Source organism: Pseudomonas iridis (assembly GCF_017980685.1).
In the GTDB taxonomy this organism is placed as follows: Bacteria; Pseudomonadota; Gammaproteobacteria; order Pseudomonadales; family Pseudomonadaceae; genus Aquipseudomonas; species Aquipseudomonas iridis.
The window spans coordinates 430,007-446,065 of sequence record NZ_JACXXO010000001.1; the positions used below are offsets into that span (position 1 = coordinate 430,007).

Annotated in this window: 16 protein-coding genes; 7 read left to right on the forward strand and 9 right to left on the reverse strand. The window is 59.2% G+C overall.

Translation table 11 applies throughout. From position 1 onward, the window contains the following. Positions 1-67: 67 nt before the first annotated feature. On the reverse strand, positions 68-1,162 hold the full coding sequence (locus IEQ42_RS02010) for a PLP-dependent cysteine synthase family protein (RefSeq protein WP_042557978.1): 1,095 nt from the start codon (positions 1,160-1,162) through the stop codon (positions 68-70). Between the two features lie 252 nt (positions 1,163-1,414). Here IEQ42_RS02010 and nhaA point away from each other — a divergent pair, with 252 nt between their 5' ends. The 5 genes from nhaA (at position 1,415) to IEQ42_RS02035 (ending at position 5,291) form a co-directional block, all read left to right on the forward strand. After that, the gene (gene nhaA / locus IEQ42_RS02015; RefSeq protein WP_200613457.1) at positions 1,415-2,602 is read left to right on the forward strand and encodes a Na+/H+ antiporter NhaA; all 1,188 of its coding nucleotides are present in this window, start codon (positions 1,415-1,417) and stop codon (positions 2,600-2,602) included. 123 nt (positions 2,603-2,725) lie between these two features. Next, on the forward strand, positions 2,726-2,995 hold the full coding sequence (locus IEQ42_RS02020; RefSeq protein ID WP_042557976.1) for a hypothetical protein: 270 nt from the start codon (positions 2,726-2,728) through the stop codon (positions 2,993-2,995). After that, entirely contained in the window at positions 2,992-3,732 is a 741-nt protein-coding gene (locus IEQ42_RS02025; protein WP_210702397.1) for an ATPase, read from the forward strand. The genes IEQ42_RS02020 and IEQ42_RS02025 overlap by 4 nt, the downstream gene beginning before the upstream one ends. 114 nt (positions 3,733-3,846) lie before the next feature. Beyond that, on the forward strand, positions 3,847-5,025 hold the full coding sequence (locus IEQ42_RS02030) for an S-type pyocin domain-containing protein (RefSeq protein WP_210702398.1): 1,179 nt from the start codon (positions 3,847-3,849) through the stop codon (positions 5,023-5,025). A gap of 17 nt (positions 5,026-5,042) precedes the next feature. After that, positions 5,043-5,291 carry a pyocin S6 family toxin immunity protein gene (locus IEQ42_RS02035; protein WP_210702399.1) on the forward strand — a complete coding sequence of 83 codons (249 nt, stop codon included), beginning with the start codon at positions 5,043-5,045 and terminating at the stop codon, positions 5,289-5,291. 82 nt (positions 5,292-5,373) lie between these two features. On the opposite strand, the gene IEQ42_RS02040 is transcribed toward IEQ42_RS02035, so the two are convergent. After that, the gene (locus IEQ42_RS02040) at positions 5,374-5,838 is read right to left on the reverse strand and encodes an outer membrane lipoprotein (RefSeq protein WP_210702400.1); all 465 of its coding nucleotides are present in this window, start codon (positions 5,836-5,838) and stop codon (positions 5,374-5,376) included. A 176-nt stretch (positions 5,839-6,014) separates the two neighbouring features. Between IEQ42_RS02040 and IEQ42_RS02045 the strand changes: the two genes are divergently transcribed. Beyond that, on the forward strand, positions 6,015-6,251 hold the full coding sequence (locus IEQ42_RS02045; protein ID WP_210702401.1) for a hypothetical protein: 237 nt from the start codon (positions 6,015-6,017) through the stop codon (positions 6,249-6,251). 5 nt (positions 6,252-6,256) lie between these two features. On the opposite strand, the gene pdxH is transcribed toward IEQ42_RS02045, so the two are convergent. The 5 genes from pdxH to dinG all read right to left on the reverse strand — a co-directional run bounded on the left by pdxH (position 6,257) and on the right by dinG (position 14,140). Next, positions 6,257-6,904, reverse strand: coding sequence for a pyridoxamine 5'-phosphate oxidase (pdxH, locus tag IEQ42_RS02050; RefSeq protein WP_042557973.1), 648 nt, complete (start codon positions 6,902-6,904; stop codon positions 6,257-6,259). A 24-nt stretch (positions 6,905-6,928) separates the two neighbouring features. Further along, positions 6,929-8,041 (reverse strand): OmpA family protein, encoded by a 1,113-nt coding sequence (locus IEQ42_RS02055; RefSeq protein WP_210702402.1) that lies wholly within the window; start codon positions 8,039-8,041, stop codon positions 6,929-6,931. Positions 8,042-8,154: 113 nt separating this feature from the next. Further along, positions 8,155-9,300 carry a serine hydrolase domain-containing protein gene (locus IEQ42_RS02060; RefSeq protein WP_210702403.1) on the reverse strand — a complete coding sequence of 382 codons (1,146 nt, stop codon included), beginning with the start codon at positions 9,298-9,300 and terminating at the stop codon, positions 8,155-8,157. A gap of 118 nt (positions 9,301-9,418) precedes the next feature. Next, a complete protein-coding gene (locus tag IEQ42_RS02065) occupies positions 9,419-11,902 on the reverse strand; it encodes a beta-galactosidase (RefSeq protein ID WP_210702404.1) in 2,484 nt (827 codons plus the stop codon). Between the two features lie 93 nt (positions 11,903-11,995). Next, positions 11,996-14,140, reverse strand: coding sequence for an ATP-dependent DNA helicase DinG (dinG, locus tag IEQ42_RS02070; protein WP_042557969.1), 2,145 nt, complete (start codon positions 14,138-14,140; stop codon positions 11,996-11,998). Positions 14,141-14,238: 98 nt separating this feature from the next. Between dinG and IEQ42_RS02075 the strand changes: the two genes are divergently transcribed. Further along, positions 14,239-14,703 carry a CopD family protein gene (locus tag IEQ42_RS02075; protein WP_210702405.1) on the forward strand — a complete coding sequence of 155 codons (465 nt, stop codon included), beginning with the start codon at positions 14,239-14,241 and terminating at the stop codon, positions 14,701-14,703. A gap of 207 nt (positions 14,704-14,910) precedes the next feature. On the opposite strand, the gene IEQ42_RS02080 is transcribed toward IEQ42_RS02075, so the two are convergent. Both IEQ42_RS02080 and IEQ42_RS02085 read right to left on the reverse strand, forming a co-directional pair. Further along, entirely contained in the window at positions 14,911-15,669 is a 759-nt protein-coding gene (locus tag IEQ42_RS02080; RefSeq protein WP_210702406.1) for a collagen-like protein, read from the reverse strand. Further along, the gene (locus IEQ42_RS02085; protein ID WP_150618042.1) at positions 15,662-15,943 is read right to left on the reverse strand and encodes a DUF1145 domain-containing protein; all 282 of its coding nucleotides are present in this window, start codon (positions 15,941-15,943) and stop codon (positions 15,662-15,664) included. Before IEQ42_RS02085 ends, IEQ42_RS02080 begins: the two co-directional genes overlap by 8 nt. Positions 15,944-16,059: the final 116 nt, after the last annotated feature.

The following is a 16,059-nucleotide window of genomic DNA, read 5'->3' on the forward strand; positions in this document are numbered from 1 at the left end:
CCTTCGGCAGCTCCTACAGGAATGTATTCTCTTGTAGGAGCTGCCGAAGGCTGCGATCTTTTTGCTTTTAAATGTTGGCGCGCAGGACCGAGGTTGGTAATGCCTCACCGCGTTCAGCACTTGCCGCCACTGCCTCGATCAACTCGTCCAGCTCATACCCCTGAGCCTTGAGCCATTGCTGATCGTAGTAGGTGTCGGCATAACGCTCGCCGCCATCGCACAGAATCGCCACGATCGAGCCCGACTCCCCCGCCGCTTTCATCTGCTGCGCCGCCATCAGTGCGCCAATCAGATTGGTCCCGCTCGACCCACCGACGTGCCGTCCCAGCCGCTGCGCCAGATAATGCATGGCCGCCAGTGACAAGGCGTCCGGTACCTTGACCATCGCATCGATCACTTTGGGCAGGAAAGACGCCTCCACCCGTGGCCGACCGATGCCTTCGATCCGCGAACCGCAATCCAGGCGCAGGCTGGCGTCGCCAGTCTGGTAGTAATCGAAGAACACCGAACGTTCGGCGTCCGCACACAACACGCGGGTGCAGTGCTGGCGATAGCGTACGTAACGGCCTAGGGTTGCGGTGGTGCCGCCGGTGCCGGGGCTGGAAATCAGCCAGCTCGGCTCGGGATGCTGCTCGTAGCGCATCTGCTGGAAGATCGATTCGGCGATATTATTGTTCGCCCGCCAGTCGGTGGCGCGCTCGGCATAGGTGAACTGGTCGATGAAGTGGCCGCCGTGCTCGCGAGCCAGGCGTTCGGATTCGGCGTAGATCTGCGTCGGATCTTTCACCAGGTGGCTTTGCCCACCATAGAAAGCGATCTGGGCAATTTTCTCCTTGGACGTGGTCGCCGGCATCACTGCAATGAACGGCAGACCCAGCATGCGCGCGAAATACGCTTCGGAAATCGCCGTCGAACCGCTGGACGCTTCGATCACCGGCGCACCGGGTTTAAGCCAGCCGTTACACAGTGCATAGAGGAACAATGAGCGGGCCAGGCGATGCTTGAGGCTGCCGGTCGGATGACTGGATTCGTCTTTGAAGTACAACTCGATGCCCGCAAAACCCGGCAACGGCAAGGGAATCAGGTGGGTGTCGGCGCTGCGCTGAAAATCCGCTTCAATGATGCGGATGGCTTCGCGGGCCCACTGTCGGGTGTCGCTCATGGTCAGGGTTCTCGGTCGAATCGGGCAGGAGTTCAGCCTCCTCGAAGGCTCTCCCGCAAGCTTAGAAAAATTCCTGCATCGCGCACAGATACAGCTGCGTCTCAATGTGCCAGGCAACTGCTAGGCTGACCTTGGCTTTACACAAGACGCGTTGTAACGACATATAACAAAAAAGAATATAACTTTTGTTTTAACAACTAACAGTACGGGTTAGGGTGTTCCACCTTTTTGACTTTTCGATGGAGAGCGACCTTGCCTCTGCGTAGCACTTTCACGCGTTTCTTTCAGTTGGAGGCTGCCAGCGGTCTATTACTGATCGCCGCGGCCATCCTCGCTTTGATTATCAACAACTCACAGCTTTCGTGGCTGTACAGCGGCCTGCTCGACACCCCGGTGGTGGCGCAGGTCGGTGCGTTGAAAATCGCTAAACCCCTGTTGCTGTGGATCAATGACGGTTTGATGGCGCTGTTCTTCCTGCTGATCGGCCTGGAAGTGAAGCGCGAAGTGCTCGACGGCCAGTTGTCCAAGCCATCGCAGCTCGTCCTGCCCGGCGCGGCCGCTATTGGCGGCATGCTGGTGCCGGCACTGATCTACTGGTTCCTCAACCGCGACAACCCCGCTGCCCTCGACGGCTGGGCGATCCCGACCGCCACCGACATCGCCTTCGCCCTCGGCGTGCTGGCTCTGCTTGGCAAACGCATACCGGTGTCGTTGAAACTGTTCCTAATGACCCTGGCAATCATCGATGACCTCGGCGCCATCGTGATCATTGCAATCTTCTACTCAGGGGATCTCTCGACCCTCTCGCTGGGTCTGGCAGCGGCCTGCATCGCCGCATTGGTGGCGCTGAACCGCCTCGGCGTGGTCAAGCTTGGCCCGTACATGATCATCGGCCTGATCCTGTGGGTGTGTGTGCTCAAGAGCGGTGTGCACGCGACATTGGCCGGCGTAACTCTGGCCTTCTGCATTCCGCTGCGCACGAAAAACGCCGAGCCTTCGCCGCTGCTGACCCTCGAACACGCGCTGCATCCATGGGTCGCCTACGGCATCCTGCCACTGTTTGCGTTCGCCAACGCGGGCCTGTCGCTGAGTGGCGTCACCGTCGAAAGCTTCACCCATCTCGTACCCATGGGCATTGCCGTGGGCCTGCTGGTGGGCAAGACCGTCGGTGTGTTCGGCCTGACCTGGCTGGCCGTGAAGACGGGCATCGCCGCCCTGCCTCAGGGTGCCAACTGGGGTCAGGTGCTGGGCGTCGCGATTCTTTGCGGGATCGGCTTCACCATGAGCCTGTTTGTCGGTTCGCTGGCCTTCGTTCCAGGTGCCAGCGAATACGCAGGCATGGACCGGATGGGCATTCTGACCGGCTCGCTGTTCGCCGCGTTGATTGGTTATGCGGTAACGGCGGCGGCCAGTCGCAAGAGCACGATTCAAAGCGCCTGAGACGCACATTTCTACAAAAAGCAGAGCCCCTCAATGCGAAGGGGCTTGGCTCTGAACCCGGCAAGTGTGCTATATCTTTCGTAGAAGCCAGCACTTTCTCAACACAGTTATCTGGAGTCATCCATGTCACGTAAAGCAGAAAAACGCCCAATGACGGACGATCAGATTGCCGTGCAGGAGTCCCGGATTCCAGATATTGCTCTGAAGGCATTCAGCAACGCCTATAAGATGGCTCTTGCCAACGGCGCATCGGTTCTTGTTGCTAAAGATGGCCAGTTGTTTGAAGTAACAGAGAATAGCTCGATTGCTTTGCGCTCAATCGGCACTTATGGAAACCTGAAAAGCGGTACTCGCCTACACATCAATAAATCTTCAAAACGGGTTACTTTTTGAGCACACCAAGAATACGGATATTTGCAGGCCCGAACGGATCAGGAAAAAGTACCTTCAATCGCCTCGTTCCCGCACATTTACTGGGCAATTACATAAATCCTGATGACATTGAACGCTCAATAAAAGACACCGGGTATTTTGACTTCACCTCCTATCGTATCGAAGCTCATAAAGAATCTATCTTTGACTTTTTCCGTGAGCATCCCCTACTTCAGAAATCCCCGCACTCGCTAGCAAAGCTCGATTCCCTCAAGATTGATGGTGAACGCCTAAGCTTTTCAAATACTGAAATCGACTCCTACGTCGCATCAGCGCTTTCCGATTTCATACGTAGATCATTGATCAAAGAACGCATCAGTTTTACGTTCGAAACCGTTATGTCCTCCTCAGACAAAGTCAGCCTGCTCGCCGAAGCCCATCAGTCCGGTTACAGGGTGTACGTTTATTACGTCGCTACCGCCGATCCTCAGATCAACATTGCCAGGGTTGCCTATCGTGTGTCCCAAGGCGGGCACAGCGTTCCTCCGGACAAAATAGAAGCACGTTACTGGAGGTCTCTTGAGCTTCTGTCTGAAGCCATCCTGACATCCAACAGAGCGTACATTTTTGACAACTCGGACGAAGGTAGTGAAGGATTGACGCAAATAGCGGAGATCACTGATGGCGAGCTTATTGAAATCAAATCAGACATCCAGCCCCCTTGGTTCAAAGAATTCGTGCTCGATAAATTGATTTAGTCGAACAATCCCTACCTCTTTAGCGACTCGTCCTACAGCCACAACTTTCCCACTTCGTTAACGTCGTGCAGCCCTTTCCAAGGGGCTGTCGATGGATGAACGAAAGGACGATCAGTGGCTCGCAACAAGGACATTCCCCGGGTTTCCAACCCACCCGCGGGCGACGGCCATCACGTCACTTACCGCTATATGACGTCCAGCGAACTCGCTGAACGCGATGCCCGACAAAACGCTTATGACGCCATGTTGGCGCGGCAGGATGCGTTTGAGCGTGCCCGTGAAGTTGCCGCCAAAAAGCCTGAGTCCATCCGCGCCGGCTGCGTATTTGCCAAGTCCTGCAAGTTGCCGGACGCAATCATTGATTACTCCAATCCTTCGGGGATGGTGCCGACCGATAGCCTGAAGGATTACGGCGAGCTGATCGTGCTTGGCGCCCGTGAAGCTGATGCGAGCGGCGCTGTTGCGCTGAAGAAAATAAGTTCGACAGCCATCCCGACGGGGATCGGCCATTTTGCTCTGGCAGGTTCTGCCTTCGAAGCGCTGCCCGCCATCGCCGCCAGTACTGCAGCGGCCACCCTGGTGGGACTGGTCGCGCTCTTCATACCGTCAAGCCTTGGCGACAGCGCTCTCTACACCGACGAACAACTGCGCGCGCTCAAACAGGCCCGCACCCGCGTACGCTTGCGAATCGAACAGCAGGCCGACGGTCGCCTCAAGGGCTACGCCTTCTATACCGGCAAGAATCGCGACTGGGAAATGGTGGATGTCGCGCAATTCATCGTGCGCGACGGCCAGTTCGTCGCGGTTCTGGATAAAGACAAAGGTATAGAGCTGATCTGGACGCCAGCCGTGGATGGCTCAGACATCTTCGGTATTCCGGCGCTGGAGGCCGCCCCGCAGACACCGCATATCTGGGTTTATCCACCGACGAAAGCGGCGGATGGGATTCTGGTAAATCCGGTTTATCCGCCGGAGTACGAGGATTTTATTCTGGTGTTTCCGGTGGGTTCGGGGGTAAGACCGCTGTATATAGTGGTTGCGCGTCCGGTATCGGGTGACCACGACTACCATATTCCCCCCAAGTTACTGCCTGCATTCCCCGACGCAAAACCGGTTCGTAACAAAGGGCATCGCAAGCGCTGGGAAAGCAAAAAACGCATTTATGAGTGGGACTATCAACATGGAGCGGTCGAGGTTTATAACTGGGAAGGGGATCATCTCGGCGAGTTCGATATACAAACGGGCGAGCAGACGGGTAAAGCAAAACCTGAAAGACGCACTACAACCAAGTGACGATCGAGTATTGAACAATGATTTTTTTAGCTCTTTCTGGATTTTTCCCAGAATCAAATCCAGACGACTCTCTGCAATATGACAAAGATGTACCGCAGACTTCTGAGCAAGCAGTTCTCAACGTTATGGGATGGAAATCCCTGAAAGACGTACCAATGGGTGAGCATGACCTGACGCAAACCCAAGCGAGAGAAATCATGCAGCTCGTCAATACGCCCTTCAGGGACGATTTGATTTACTGCATCGGTCTTTGTCGCGAAGACTGAAAAACTTGATTCAAAAAGGCAAAGTCCACAAAAAACCCCGATCAGCTCACCTGATCGGGGTTTTCTTTACCCTGAATTTCGCTTAGTGCGAAACGCGGCTAGTCCCGCCAACAGTCGAAATCCGTACCCGCTCGCCGACACGGAACACTTCATTTTCCTGAACCTGCTGCACATAGGCGCGCATGCTGCCGTCGTCTTCACGAACGGTGATTTCCACGCCTTGAGTACGGGTCAGGCCTTCTTCGGTTGCGGAACCGAGCAGACCACCCGCCACCGCACCGATGACAGCAGCAACGATACTGCCCTTGCCGCCGCCGATAGCGCTGCCACCAACACCACCGACCACAGCGCCTGCCGCGCCGCCAATCGGGGTCTTGGTGCCTTCGATTTTGACCGGACGCAGGGATTCGATGGTGCCCATGCGAATCGTCTGCACGCGACGCGCTTCGTCACGGGAGTAGGAGTCACCGGTCAGGTTCGATTGGCAACCGGTAAGCAACATCGCCATCGTGGAAAAGGAAGCAACCAGCAGAACAGACTTACGCATAGCATCAACTCCAAAAGAACATCTATTCATTAAACTCCGCAGCTTGACGTCTGTCACGACGCAGTGCGGATAAATTGGCTTTCATTCAGGCGAGGTACAGACGCCTGTGCTCTTCCCTCAGAATCCCAACCTTAGCGCCAAATGACCGATCCTGCGCCACCGCCCCGAGGATTTTCATGGATTACTTCATCATCGTCGTTACCACCGTCGCCGGTCTGTACTTCCACGGGTGGCTGTACTTGCGGATCAAACGCTGGATGGACCGCGACCTCGCGCTGTCACTGGCCGGCAAGGATGAAGGCAAACGTGCATTCATGCTCGATCAGTTGGCCCGCGCTCAGTCGCTGAAGATCAAGCGCAGAGACCTGCCGATGTGGCTGGAGGCCGCAGCGGCAGGCTATCTCGCTCGGTAGACTGCTTAAGGTGCCAGACGTTCAAGAATCCAGTCGGCGCCTTGCAAACGGTAGTTGAGGCGATCGTGCAGTCGGCTGGCACGGCCCTGCCAGAACTCGATGCGCTCGGGCAGCAAGCGGTAACCGCCCCAGTGTTCCGGGCAATCCGGCTGGGTATCGCTGAAGCGCTGCTCGGTGGCCTTGAGCAAATCTTCCAGCTCCCCTCGCCCGTTGATCACCCGGCTCTGCGGCGACGCCCAGGCACCGAGACGGCTGCCCAATGGACGCACTTGATAATACGCATCGGACTCTGCAGGCGTGACTTTCACCACCCGACCTTCGATGCGCACCTGACGCTCAAGGGTCGGCCAGAAGAAGGTCATGGCCGCGAACGGATTCGCCGCCAGATGCTGACCCTTGGCACTTTCGTAGTTGGTGAAGAAGGTGAACCCCTGCTCGTCCAGGCCCTTGAGCAACAGAATGCGGCAATGCGGACGCCCGTCCGCATCTACTGTGGCCACGGTCATGGCGTTGGCTTCAACCGGCGCCTGCTCGGTTTTCACAGCATCGGCAAACCACTGGTGGAACAGCGCAAACGGCTCGGCCGGGGCTTGCGCCTCGGTCAGGCCATCACGGGTGTAATCACGACGCATATCTGCCAGAGCCTGGGTCATGGCGCATTCCTTTTCGTTAGCGGATCACTTCTTGGCGGCATCGGTGGCGGCGACTTTCTTGTCGGTCGCCGCGGCTTTGGCTGGAGCAGTCTTCTTTGCTGGAGCTTTGGCCGGAGCCTTTTTCGCCGGAGCCTTGGCGGCAGCTTTCTTGGCCGGGGCCTTTTTGGCGGCTGGTACAGCAGCTTTCTTCGCGGCCGGGGCTGGCGTCACCGGTTTGGCCACTGGCTTGACGTCTTGCGCAGCAACCAGGGTCACTGGCTTCGGCGCCGGCATGTTGTATTTGCTGAGCAACGCAACCATGGTGTTTTGCGGGGTCACCAGCAGTTCAACACGACGGTTCAACGCACGGCCTTCAACGCTGTCGTTGGCCGCACGTGGCGCTTCAGAACCCATGCCGCGCAGCATCAGACGATCACGCTGCAAACCGCTGAGGCGGAAAATCGCCGCAATGGCCTGGGCCCGTTCCTGACTCAGTTTGACGTTGGCTGGAGCAGCACCGCTGGTGTCGCTGTGACCCAGTACAAGCACGGCAGTTTTCGGGTCGGCTTCGAGGATTTTCGCCACCCGGGTGAACGGGCCGAGGGTGACTGGCAGCAACATCGACGGGCGATCCGGGTTGAACGAACCTTCAACCGGCGCGGTGACCACCAGCACGTTTTCGCGGCGCTCGAGTTGCAGATTGCTGTCCTTGATGGCGGTGCGCAGACGCGGCTCGTAATCGTCGAGCCAGGCCTGGGTGACTTTCGGATCCGGCATCGGCACCGCTTTGGTCACAGGCTTATCCTTGCCGCCGAACGGCCACCACCATTTTCCACCTGCGTCAGCTTCAGCCTTGGCGAAGGAGACCGGTTTCTTGGCTTCAGGTGCTACTTCGGCCTTGATGTCAGCTTTGGCAGCGGCATCATCGGAGCCGAACGGCCAGTACCACGGATTGCTGCTTTCAGCCTTGGCAACCGGCGCGGTGGCGGCAGGCTTCAGCGGCGCCGGAGCTGGAGTCGGTGCAGGCTCATTGGCCGCCACTTTGTCGGAAGAACCGAACGGCCACCAGGTGCCGCCGTCCGCGTCGTTTTTAGGAGTCTGTGCACAACCGGTGATCGCAACACACAGGGCCAGGGCGAGAGTCGTTTTAGCTGACATTGAAAATCCACAAAATGAAGTAATGAAAAATCAGAGCACTTTCGCCCGGATAAACAGACGCTTTGAATCGAAAAACCTTTCGAGGTTCCGGCCCTGGAACCTCGGGTGATACTTTACAGACAAGTGGCTAGCACCCGCGCGAGCTTCTGCGCACGCGGATCCATCAAGACGTACGGTCCAAGCGTATTTGTCACAAAACCAAACGCGACATCGTGCTCCGGGTCAGCAAAACCGATGGAGCCGCCCGCGCCCGGATGACCAAAGGCCCGTGGGCCGAGGCCATAGGTGGCGTTGGGCACGTCCGGTTGATCGAGCATGCAGCCCAGACCAAAACGGGTGCGGGTCAACAGGGTCTTGTCTTCGCCGAGGCTGTGCTCGCGGGTCAGTTCCTGCAGCATGTCGCTTTCGAGCAGGCTGCCATCAAGCAGTCCCGCGTAGAACCCGGCCAGACTGCGCGCATTGCCGTGGCCATTAGCCGCCGGTTGCTGCATGCGGCGCCATTCCGGTTTGTTGGTGCTGGTGAGCACCGACGGCGGATTGGTGAAGGCGCGGGTGGTCATGGCAGTGGGTTCACGCATCGTCGTTTGCAGCAGTCGCTGAGCAGCGGCGTCGCCAGCATTACCCTTGCCGCGAGCGATATGCGCCACGCGATAAAACTCTTCATCCGCCAGACCGACATGGAAATCCAGCCCCAATGGCTTGGCGACACGGGCGACGATCGATTCACCCGGCCCGCGACCGTCGGCCCGGCGGAGCAGTTCGCCGACCAGCCAACCGTACGTGATCGCGGCGTAACCGTGACCGGTGCCCGGCGTCCACCACGGCGCTTCAGCCGCAAGGGCGTCCACCATGGTTTGCCATTCATAAAGCGCTTCGGGCGCGAGCAGTTCGCGCAGGGCCGGCAGACCTGCCTGATGACAAAGCAATTGACGCAGGGTGACGGATTCTTTGCCGGCGGCGGCGAATTCCGGCCAGTAGCGCGCAACCGGAACATCCAGTTGCAGTTTGCCTTCGGCAACCAGTTGCAACGCGGTGACGGCCGTGAAGGTTTTCGTGCAGGAGAACAGGTTGGCGATGGTGTCGCTGTGCCAGGCTTCGGCGCCATCCTTATCGGCAGTACCGGCCCAGAGATCGACGACGGTTTCTCCGCCGACCTGAATGCACAAGGCTGCGCCGCGTTCCTGGGGATCGTCGAACAGTGCGGCGAAAGCCTCGCGCACCGCTTCGAACTGAAGCTCGTAATGTCCCTGAATCTGCACCCGCAACTCCCCCGCGAAAACGCTCTACAAAGTGGCCCGCATTGTTCCAGTCCTTGAGGGGTTTGGGAACAGCTGTGGGCTCGGTGGTCATCTCCAGGTGATCCTGGCTATCTGAAACTCAGTGACCATTGCCGGAATGCCCGCCCGAGTGTCCAGCCCCTGGCCCTTTACCCGCCTCACCCTTGCGGCCGCCTTCAGCTTCATGAGCCGCCGCAGCCGGCGGTTTCGCGGCCTCTTTGCCCAGTTGATCGACAGCTTGCAAATTGCCCTTGCGCACCGCGTCAACAAATCCTTGATACGGCAGATCCGTCACACCGACCAGGCCGAAGTGCCCGTTCTCGCCGTCCAGCAGACGCCCGGTCACGGGTTGATCGAGAAACTGGAACCAGTGAACCCCGACAATCGACGACTCGTTCAGCGCCTGCTTGAGGAAGTTGGCGTACGCCGCGCCGCGATCCTCTTCCCTGGCCAGTTGCGTCACGCCGCCCCAGAACGGGCCGCGATCGGTCGAGCCAAAGTTGAACTCGGTGATCAATACCGGTTTGTCCAAAGCGCCCAGCGCGGCAAAATCGTAACCGTCCTGCGGCTTGAGGGTGTACATGTTAAAGCTCAGTACATCGCAATACTGCGCGCACGACGCCACTGCTTCTGGAGTACTGACGGCGAAACGACCGCCGAGCAGCAGTTGATTCGGCGCATGCCATTTCAGCGAGTCGGAGATGGTCTTGAAATAAGTGTCAGCGAAGACTTTCTGGAAATATTTGAAATCGGCTTCGATTTCCGGATGCTCCGGGTTCGGCATGGGCGGCACGAAACCCGGATCTTCCATCAACTCCCACGCCGGCAGATCGATACCCCATGCCTTCGACAGCCCCGCCTGGTTGCGGTATTTGTCACGCAACTGCTTGAGGAACGCGCGTTTGGCCGGTACGTCGGTGGTCATTTTCAACGTGCCGTAAGCCAGCGCGTAACGCGATTGCGCATCGTCGCCGGGACCGGCCCACGCCAGTTCGTTATCGGCGAAATAGCCGATCAGCCATGGATCGTCGCGATGATCGCGGGCTGCGATGGCCACGGCACGCTCGGTCGCCATGGCGAAACGCGGGTCGAACGGATCGGGCATCGCGCCCCACCAGTCGTTGCCGGTGCTGATGCTGGTGTAATCGCCGACGATCGACAGCGGCAAGGTGTACGGCACGCGCTCGGCATCGACCACGGCGTCTGCACTCCAGTTGCCGAGGGTGTTGAAACCCCAGGCCTGAAGACGATCAAGGGTATGACTGGCCCACTTCTGCTCATCGACCGTGGCAGTACACGGCGTGGCAGCGGGCGGTTGGGCCGCTGGCGCAACCGATTCCGCTTTGGCCGCCTCAGCGACGCCAGCCCTGGGTTGCTCAGAGGTGGCAATCGGTTCTGCGGCATTGACGGCGGTTTCCTCAGCCGCGCCGGCCTTGGCCGCTTCGGCCACCCCGGCCTTGACGTCGCTGTCGGGTTTGCACGGTTCGCCATTCAAGCGCTGCAGGTTGGCGCCATAGAAGTCATACCAGCGCCCGTTGCCGTAGCCTCGGCCCTGATCGGCACCGTTGCCACCACGGTTATCGCCTTCGCCGAAATGGCTGGCGAGCGGTTCACCGGGTTTTGGCAGGGATTCGAACATCCACTCGCGCCCGGCCACGTAGGTCTGATTGACCTCGGGGCTGACGGTGTTGACGCCGAGGGAGTAGAACGGATGCCCTTCAGGCGTCACCAGGTACCAGCGGCCGTCACGTTTTTCGGTGCGGAAAAAACCACTGGCCTTGAACGCAGGACCTTTGCTCCAGCCACCGAACTTGTCCAGTGAGGACTTTTCACGCTCGGCAAGCCAGGTTTTCAGCTGTTGCTGTTCCTTGGCGGCGGCGGATTTGAGTTGTTCGTCACTGGAGATTTTTTCCGGCCATTTGCTGCGGGTCGATTGGCCGTAAGCGTCGACCAGATTGCCGTACACCGCTTGCGTGATCCCCTCGCCGTCCTGCACGCCAAAGCGCTCAAGAAGCAGGCTTTGGGCAACTTTCGGCTGATCCAGCGACAGGCTCACCGATACCACTTGGCTGCGATCAATCTCACCGCTGCTGCTGGCCAGCAGAATGCGCTGGCCATCTACGGTCATCGGCATCGGTGGCCCGGCCTTCATGCCCTGGCTCAGTGGCGAACTTGCCACCAACGGCACCAGCAAGGTTTGCGCCGGGCCCGCCGGCAGATCGACACGACTGGTCAGCGTCTGGCCGTTGTTGCTTTGAATCTGCACGTAGACCGTCACGGCCCAGTTCATCGCGCTCTGAATGCGCAGGCTCATCATGCCGGACTGCGACCAGTCCCAAGCGCCGGTTTGCGGGGTCAGACGCAACGTCGGGCGTGCCACCGCGTTGAACGTCACGCGGCGCAGCACTTCACCTTCAGCGGTTTGCTCGGCGTTGGCTTGCGGCAGGTCGGCGTTTTCCGTGGCGATTTTCACCACGTCGGCGGGACGGACAAAGTTGAACAGAGTCTGCTGGCCAGCAGGCGCCGCCAGCAACGGGGCAGCAAAGATCAAGGCAAATACGGCAGGCAACGAACGGCGGATCATAAGAACGGAGTTCTCCCTAACGACCAAATGGCCAATGGAAAAGCGATGGCAGAGAGATAGACAACGCGGCGGGCAAAACTGCCCACCGATGTCTCAGGATATTTCACGACGGAAAGGAGGCAACGCATTGAGGATCGCCTTGCCGTAGCGCTGGGTGACCAGCCGCCGATCGAGCAAGGTGATGGTGCCGCGGTCTTCTTCGGTACGCAGCAGACGACCGCAGGCCTGAACCAGCTTCAGCGAGGCATCGGGCACCGAGATTTCCATGAATGGATTGCCGCCCCGGGCTTCGATCCACTCCGCCAGTGCCGCCTCGACCGGGTCGTCCGGTACCGAGAACGGGATCTTGGCGATCACCACGTGCTCGCAATACGCGCCCGGCAAGTCGACACCCTCGGCAAAACTGGCCAGACCGAACAGCACGCTGGAATCGCCGCCATCGACCCGCGCCTTGTGCTTGTTCAGGGTTTCCTGTTTCGACAGGTTGCCTTGAATGAACACTTGCTTGCGCCAGTCACGGTCCAGACCATCGAACACGTCCTGCATCTGTTTGCGCGAAGAAAACAGCACCAGCGTGCCGCGTGAGCCTTCGACCAGGTCCGGCAAATCACGGATGATCGCCGCCGTGTGGGCAGGAGCGTCGCGTGGGTCGGCCTTCAGATCCGGCACCCGCAGCACGCCGGCATCGGCGTGATGGAACGGGCTCGGCACCACGGCGGTGACGGCTTTCTTCGGCAGACCGGCACGCATGCGGAAGCGGTCGAACGTGCCGAGGGCGGTCAGAGTGGCCGAGGTGACCAGGCAACCATAGGCGACATTCCACAGGCTGCGACGCAAGGTTTCAGCGGCGAGAATCGGGCTGGCGTTGACCTCGATATCAAACAGCGAACCGCTTTCGGCCAAGGTCAGCCAGCGCGCCATGGGCGGGCTGTCTTCCGGGTCTTCGGCGGTGAACGCGGTCCAGAGCTCCCAATTGCCGGACGCCCGCGACAACAGGCTGCCGAACAGTGGATACCATTCTTCGGCCTGATTGCTGGCGATGCCGATATTGACCTCGCCATCCATGCCTTCCTTGAGCAGGTCGGTCAGGCGCGTGAACAGGTCATTGAGGCGGGAGAAGCCTTTTTTCAGCTCGATGCCCATTTCACGCATGTGCTCGGGAATGACCCCGGCGACAAAGCGATGGCGCGGCCGCTCGCGGCCTTCGACGTCTTCGCCGGGTTTGAAATCGGCAACTTGCTCGCAGGCGCTGAACATGAACTGCTGCTGGGCCTTGATCTCACGCGCCAGCTCCGGCACTTGCTCGATCAATTTGCCAAGATCGCCCGGCAGTGGGTGTTGGGCCAACAGCTTGGTGAGGTTCTTGGCGGTGGTTTCCAGCCAGTCGGCAGTGGAACGCAAACGCGTGTAATGGGCGAAATGGCCGATCGCCTTGTCCGGCAGGTGGTGGCCTTCGTCGAATACGTAGATGGTGTCGCGGGGGTCGGGCAGCACGGCGCCGCCGCCCAATGCCAGGTCAGCCAGGACCATGTCGTGGTTGGTGACGATGACATCAACTTTGCCCATACCTTCGCGCGCCTTGTAAAAGGCGCACTGGCCGAAGTTCGGGCAATGGCGGTTGGTGCATTGGCTGTGGTCGGTGGTCAGTCGCGCCCAATCGGCGTCTTCGAGCGCGGTCGACCAGCTGTCGCGGTCGCCGTCCCATTTATTGCCGGCGAGCTTCTCGATCATGCTGGTGAACAGCTTCTGACTGGCCTCATCGACCTCGATCTTGAAGCCTTCTTCTTCGAACAACTGAGCGGTGGCGGTTTGCGCGTGGCCTTCCTGCAACAACATGTCGAGTTTGGACAGACACATGTAGCGACCACGGCCCTTGGCCAGCGCGAAGCTGAAATTCAGCCCGCTGTTGCGCATCAGGTCAGGCAAGTCCTTGTAGACGATCTGCTCTTGCAGGGCCACCGTCGCGGTGGCGATCACCAGGCGTTTGCCGGCAGCTTTCGCCGTCGGAATCGCCGCCAGGCTGTAGGCCACGGTTTTACCGGTACCGGTGCCGGCTTCCACCGCGACAATCGCGGGGTCGCCACTGCGCCGGCCTTCGTCGTCGGTGTCGATATCCCCGAGGACTTTGGCGATTTCAGCGATCATCAGGCGCTGGCCGTAACGCGGCTTGAGGCTCTTGGCCTCTAGAAAACGCGAGTAGGCGCCCTGGATCGTGGTTTTGAGTTCAGTGCTGATCATTGAGTGTCGGGCGCAAAAACGCTGGATAAATTTTCAGTGATTCGGTTCGGCGGCTATCATACCCCGCTAATCGATATCGCGCAGATCGGAGTACCCCAATGACACTTTTTAGCCTCGTTTATCCCCTGCATGTACTGGCCGCTTTAGTCTGGGTCGGCGGTATGTTTTTCGCCTGGATAGTCTTGCGCCCCGCGGCTATGAAGGCTCTGGACGGCCCCAATCGGCTGACGCTGTGGGTAGAAGTATTTCAAGGTTTTTTCCGCTGGGTCTGGGTCGCGGTGATCCTGTTGCCAATCAGCGGCGTGGGTATGCTGCATCTGCAGCAAGTCGGGTTCGAGACCGCACCGAAATACGTGCAGGTGATGATGGGTTTGTATGTGGTGATGACCGCGCTGTTTATCCGGATTCAGGGGCTGATGCTGCCGGAGTTGCGCAAAGCGGTTGAAGCGAAGGACTGGCCGGCGGGTGCGGCGGTGCTGGGGCGGATTCGGCGGGTGGTGGGACTTAATCTGATTGTCGGGTTGGTGCTGGTGGCGATTGCGGCGGCTCGGCCGATGTTCTGAAGTACGGACGCTGAAGATCAGGAGCCCTCACCCTAGCCCTCTCCCAGAGGGAGAGGGGACCGATCCGGGGATATTCGAGAAATACACCGACGTGAAAAATTTGCCGTGAATCCACAATCGACACGATGTTTCAGGTCGTTGGATATCGTCAGACACCTCGGTCGGCCCCCTCTCCCCTTGGGAGAGGGCTGGGGTGAGGGAAAGCTTTTAAAGGCGTTGCACAGTCACCGCACCCGCCGCACCCACTGGCCCCGGCTGACCATCAGCGCCAGCCTTGCCGCTCTTGCCGCCATCGGCGCGGTACACCAGGCAGCCCTTGGACTTGCCACCCTTCCCCGCCTTGCCGCCAACACCCGCCGGGCCACCGGCGCCGCCAGCCACATTGACCTTGATCAGCTCGACCGGAAATTCGCGCGGTACTTCAAGCCGCACCAGCGCGCCCGGTGCACCTGGCTGGCCATCGCTGCCGTCACTGCCATCCGCACCGTGCCCGGCCGAGCCATAGGTGCAGCCCGGATCTTCACCGTTGCCACCATCAAGACCGACAAACCCCGGCGCGCCCGTGCCACCGCGCGCATCGACTTGCAGCTGCGATGCGTTCAATGCCTTGAATTGCAAATTCAGATTGCGCCCTGCGCGGGCGGCTTTTTCATAAGTGCCCGGGGCTCCACGAGCGGTGATCCAGCTGCCTTCGCTCAGTTCTGCGCGATTGACTTTCATGTCCAGCGCCTGCTCACCCGGAACGATAGCGATCCGCGCTTCATGGCCGAGGCGCAACTCACCGACACTCAACTCAGTCACATTGGCGGGAATCAGCAAAGTGCCGTAATCGGCCACTTCCAGTTTTTCAAGTTGCAAGGTGCCGGCGGTGTTTGGCAGGCGCATCAGGGAATTGGTTTCGACGCTGACCACCTGGGCACAGGCCAACGGGCTGATAAATGCAGCGAGCAGACAAAGTTTACGCATGGGAAGAAGCCTCCGGAGCGGCCGGGGCCGGGATGGTTTGCAGGTGGAATACGCCGAACAACAGGATGCGGCCACGATCACGCCAAGGGTGCGGGCGCCCCTTGAGGCTGCGATTGCACAGCAGCATTTCGAGCACATGGATCAGCAACAGCAGACCGCCGGCCAGATTGACCAACAGGTGCAGCGGATGTACGAACGGCACCAGCTGATTAGCCAGCACCACGCAGCAGAACAGCAGGGTCAATAATCGCCCCAGCCCCCAAAACACTTTCATACGCTCCCCCGTGTTGCGAATTATTCTTTGGGCGCACAGTAACGGCTTCTGCGGGGGATAAGCCAGAGGCAAAAATGAAAAATCATTATGCAGCCGCCAAATGGCTGCCGGATCGA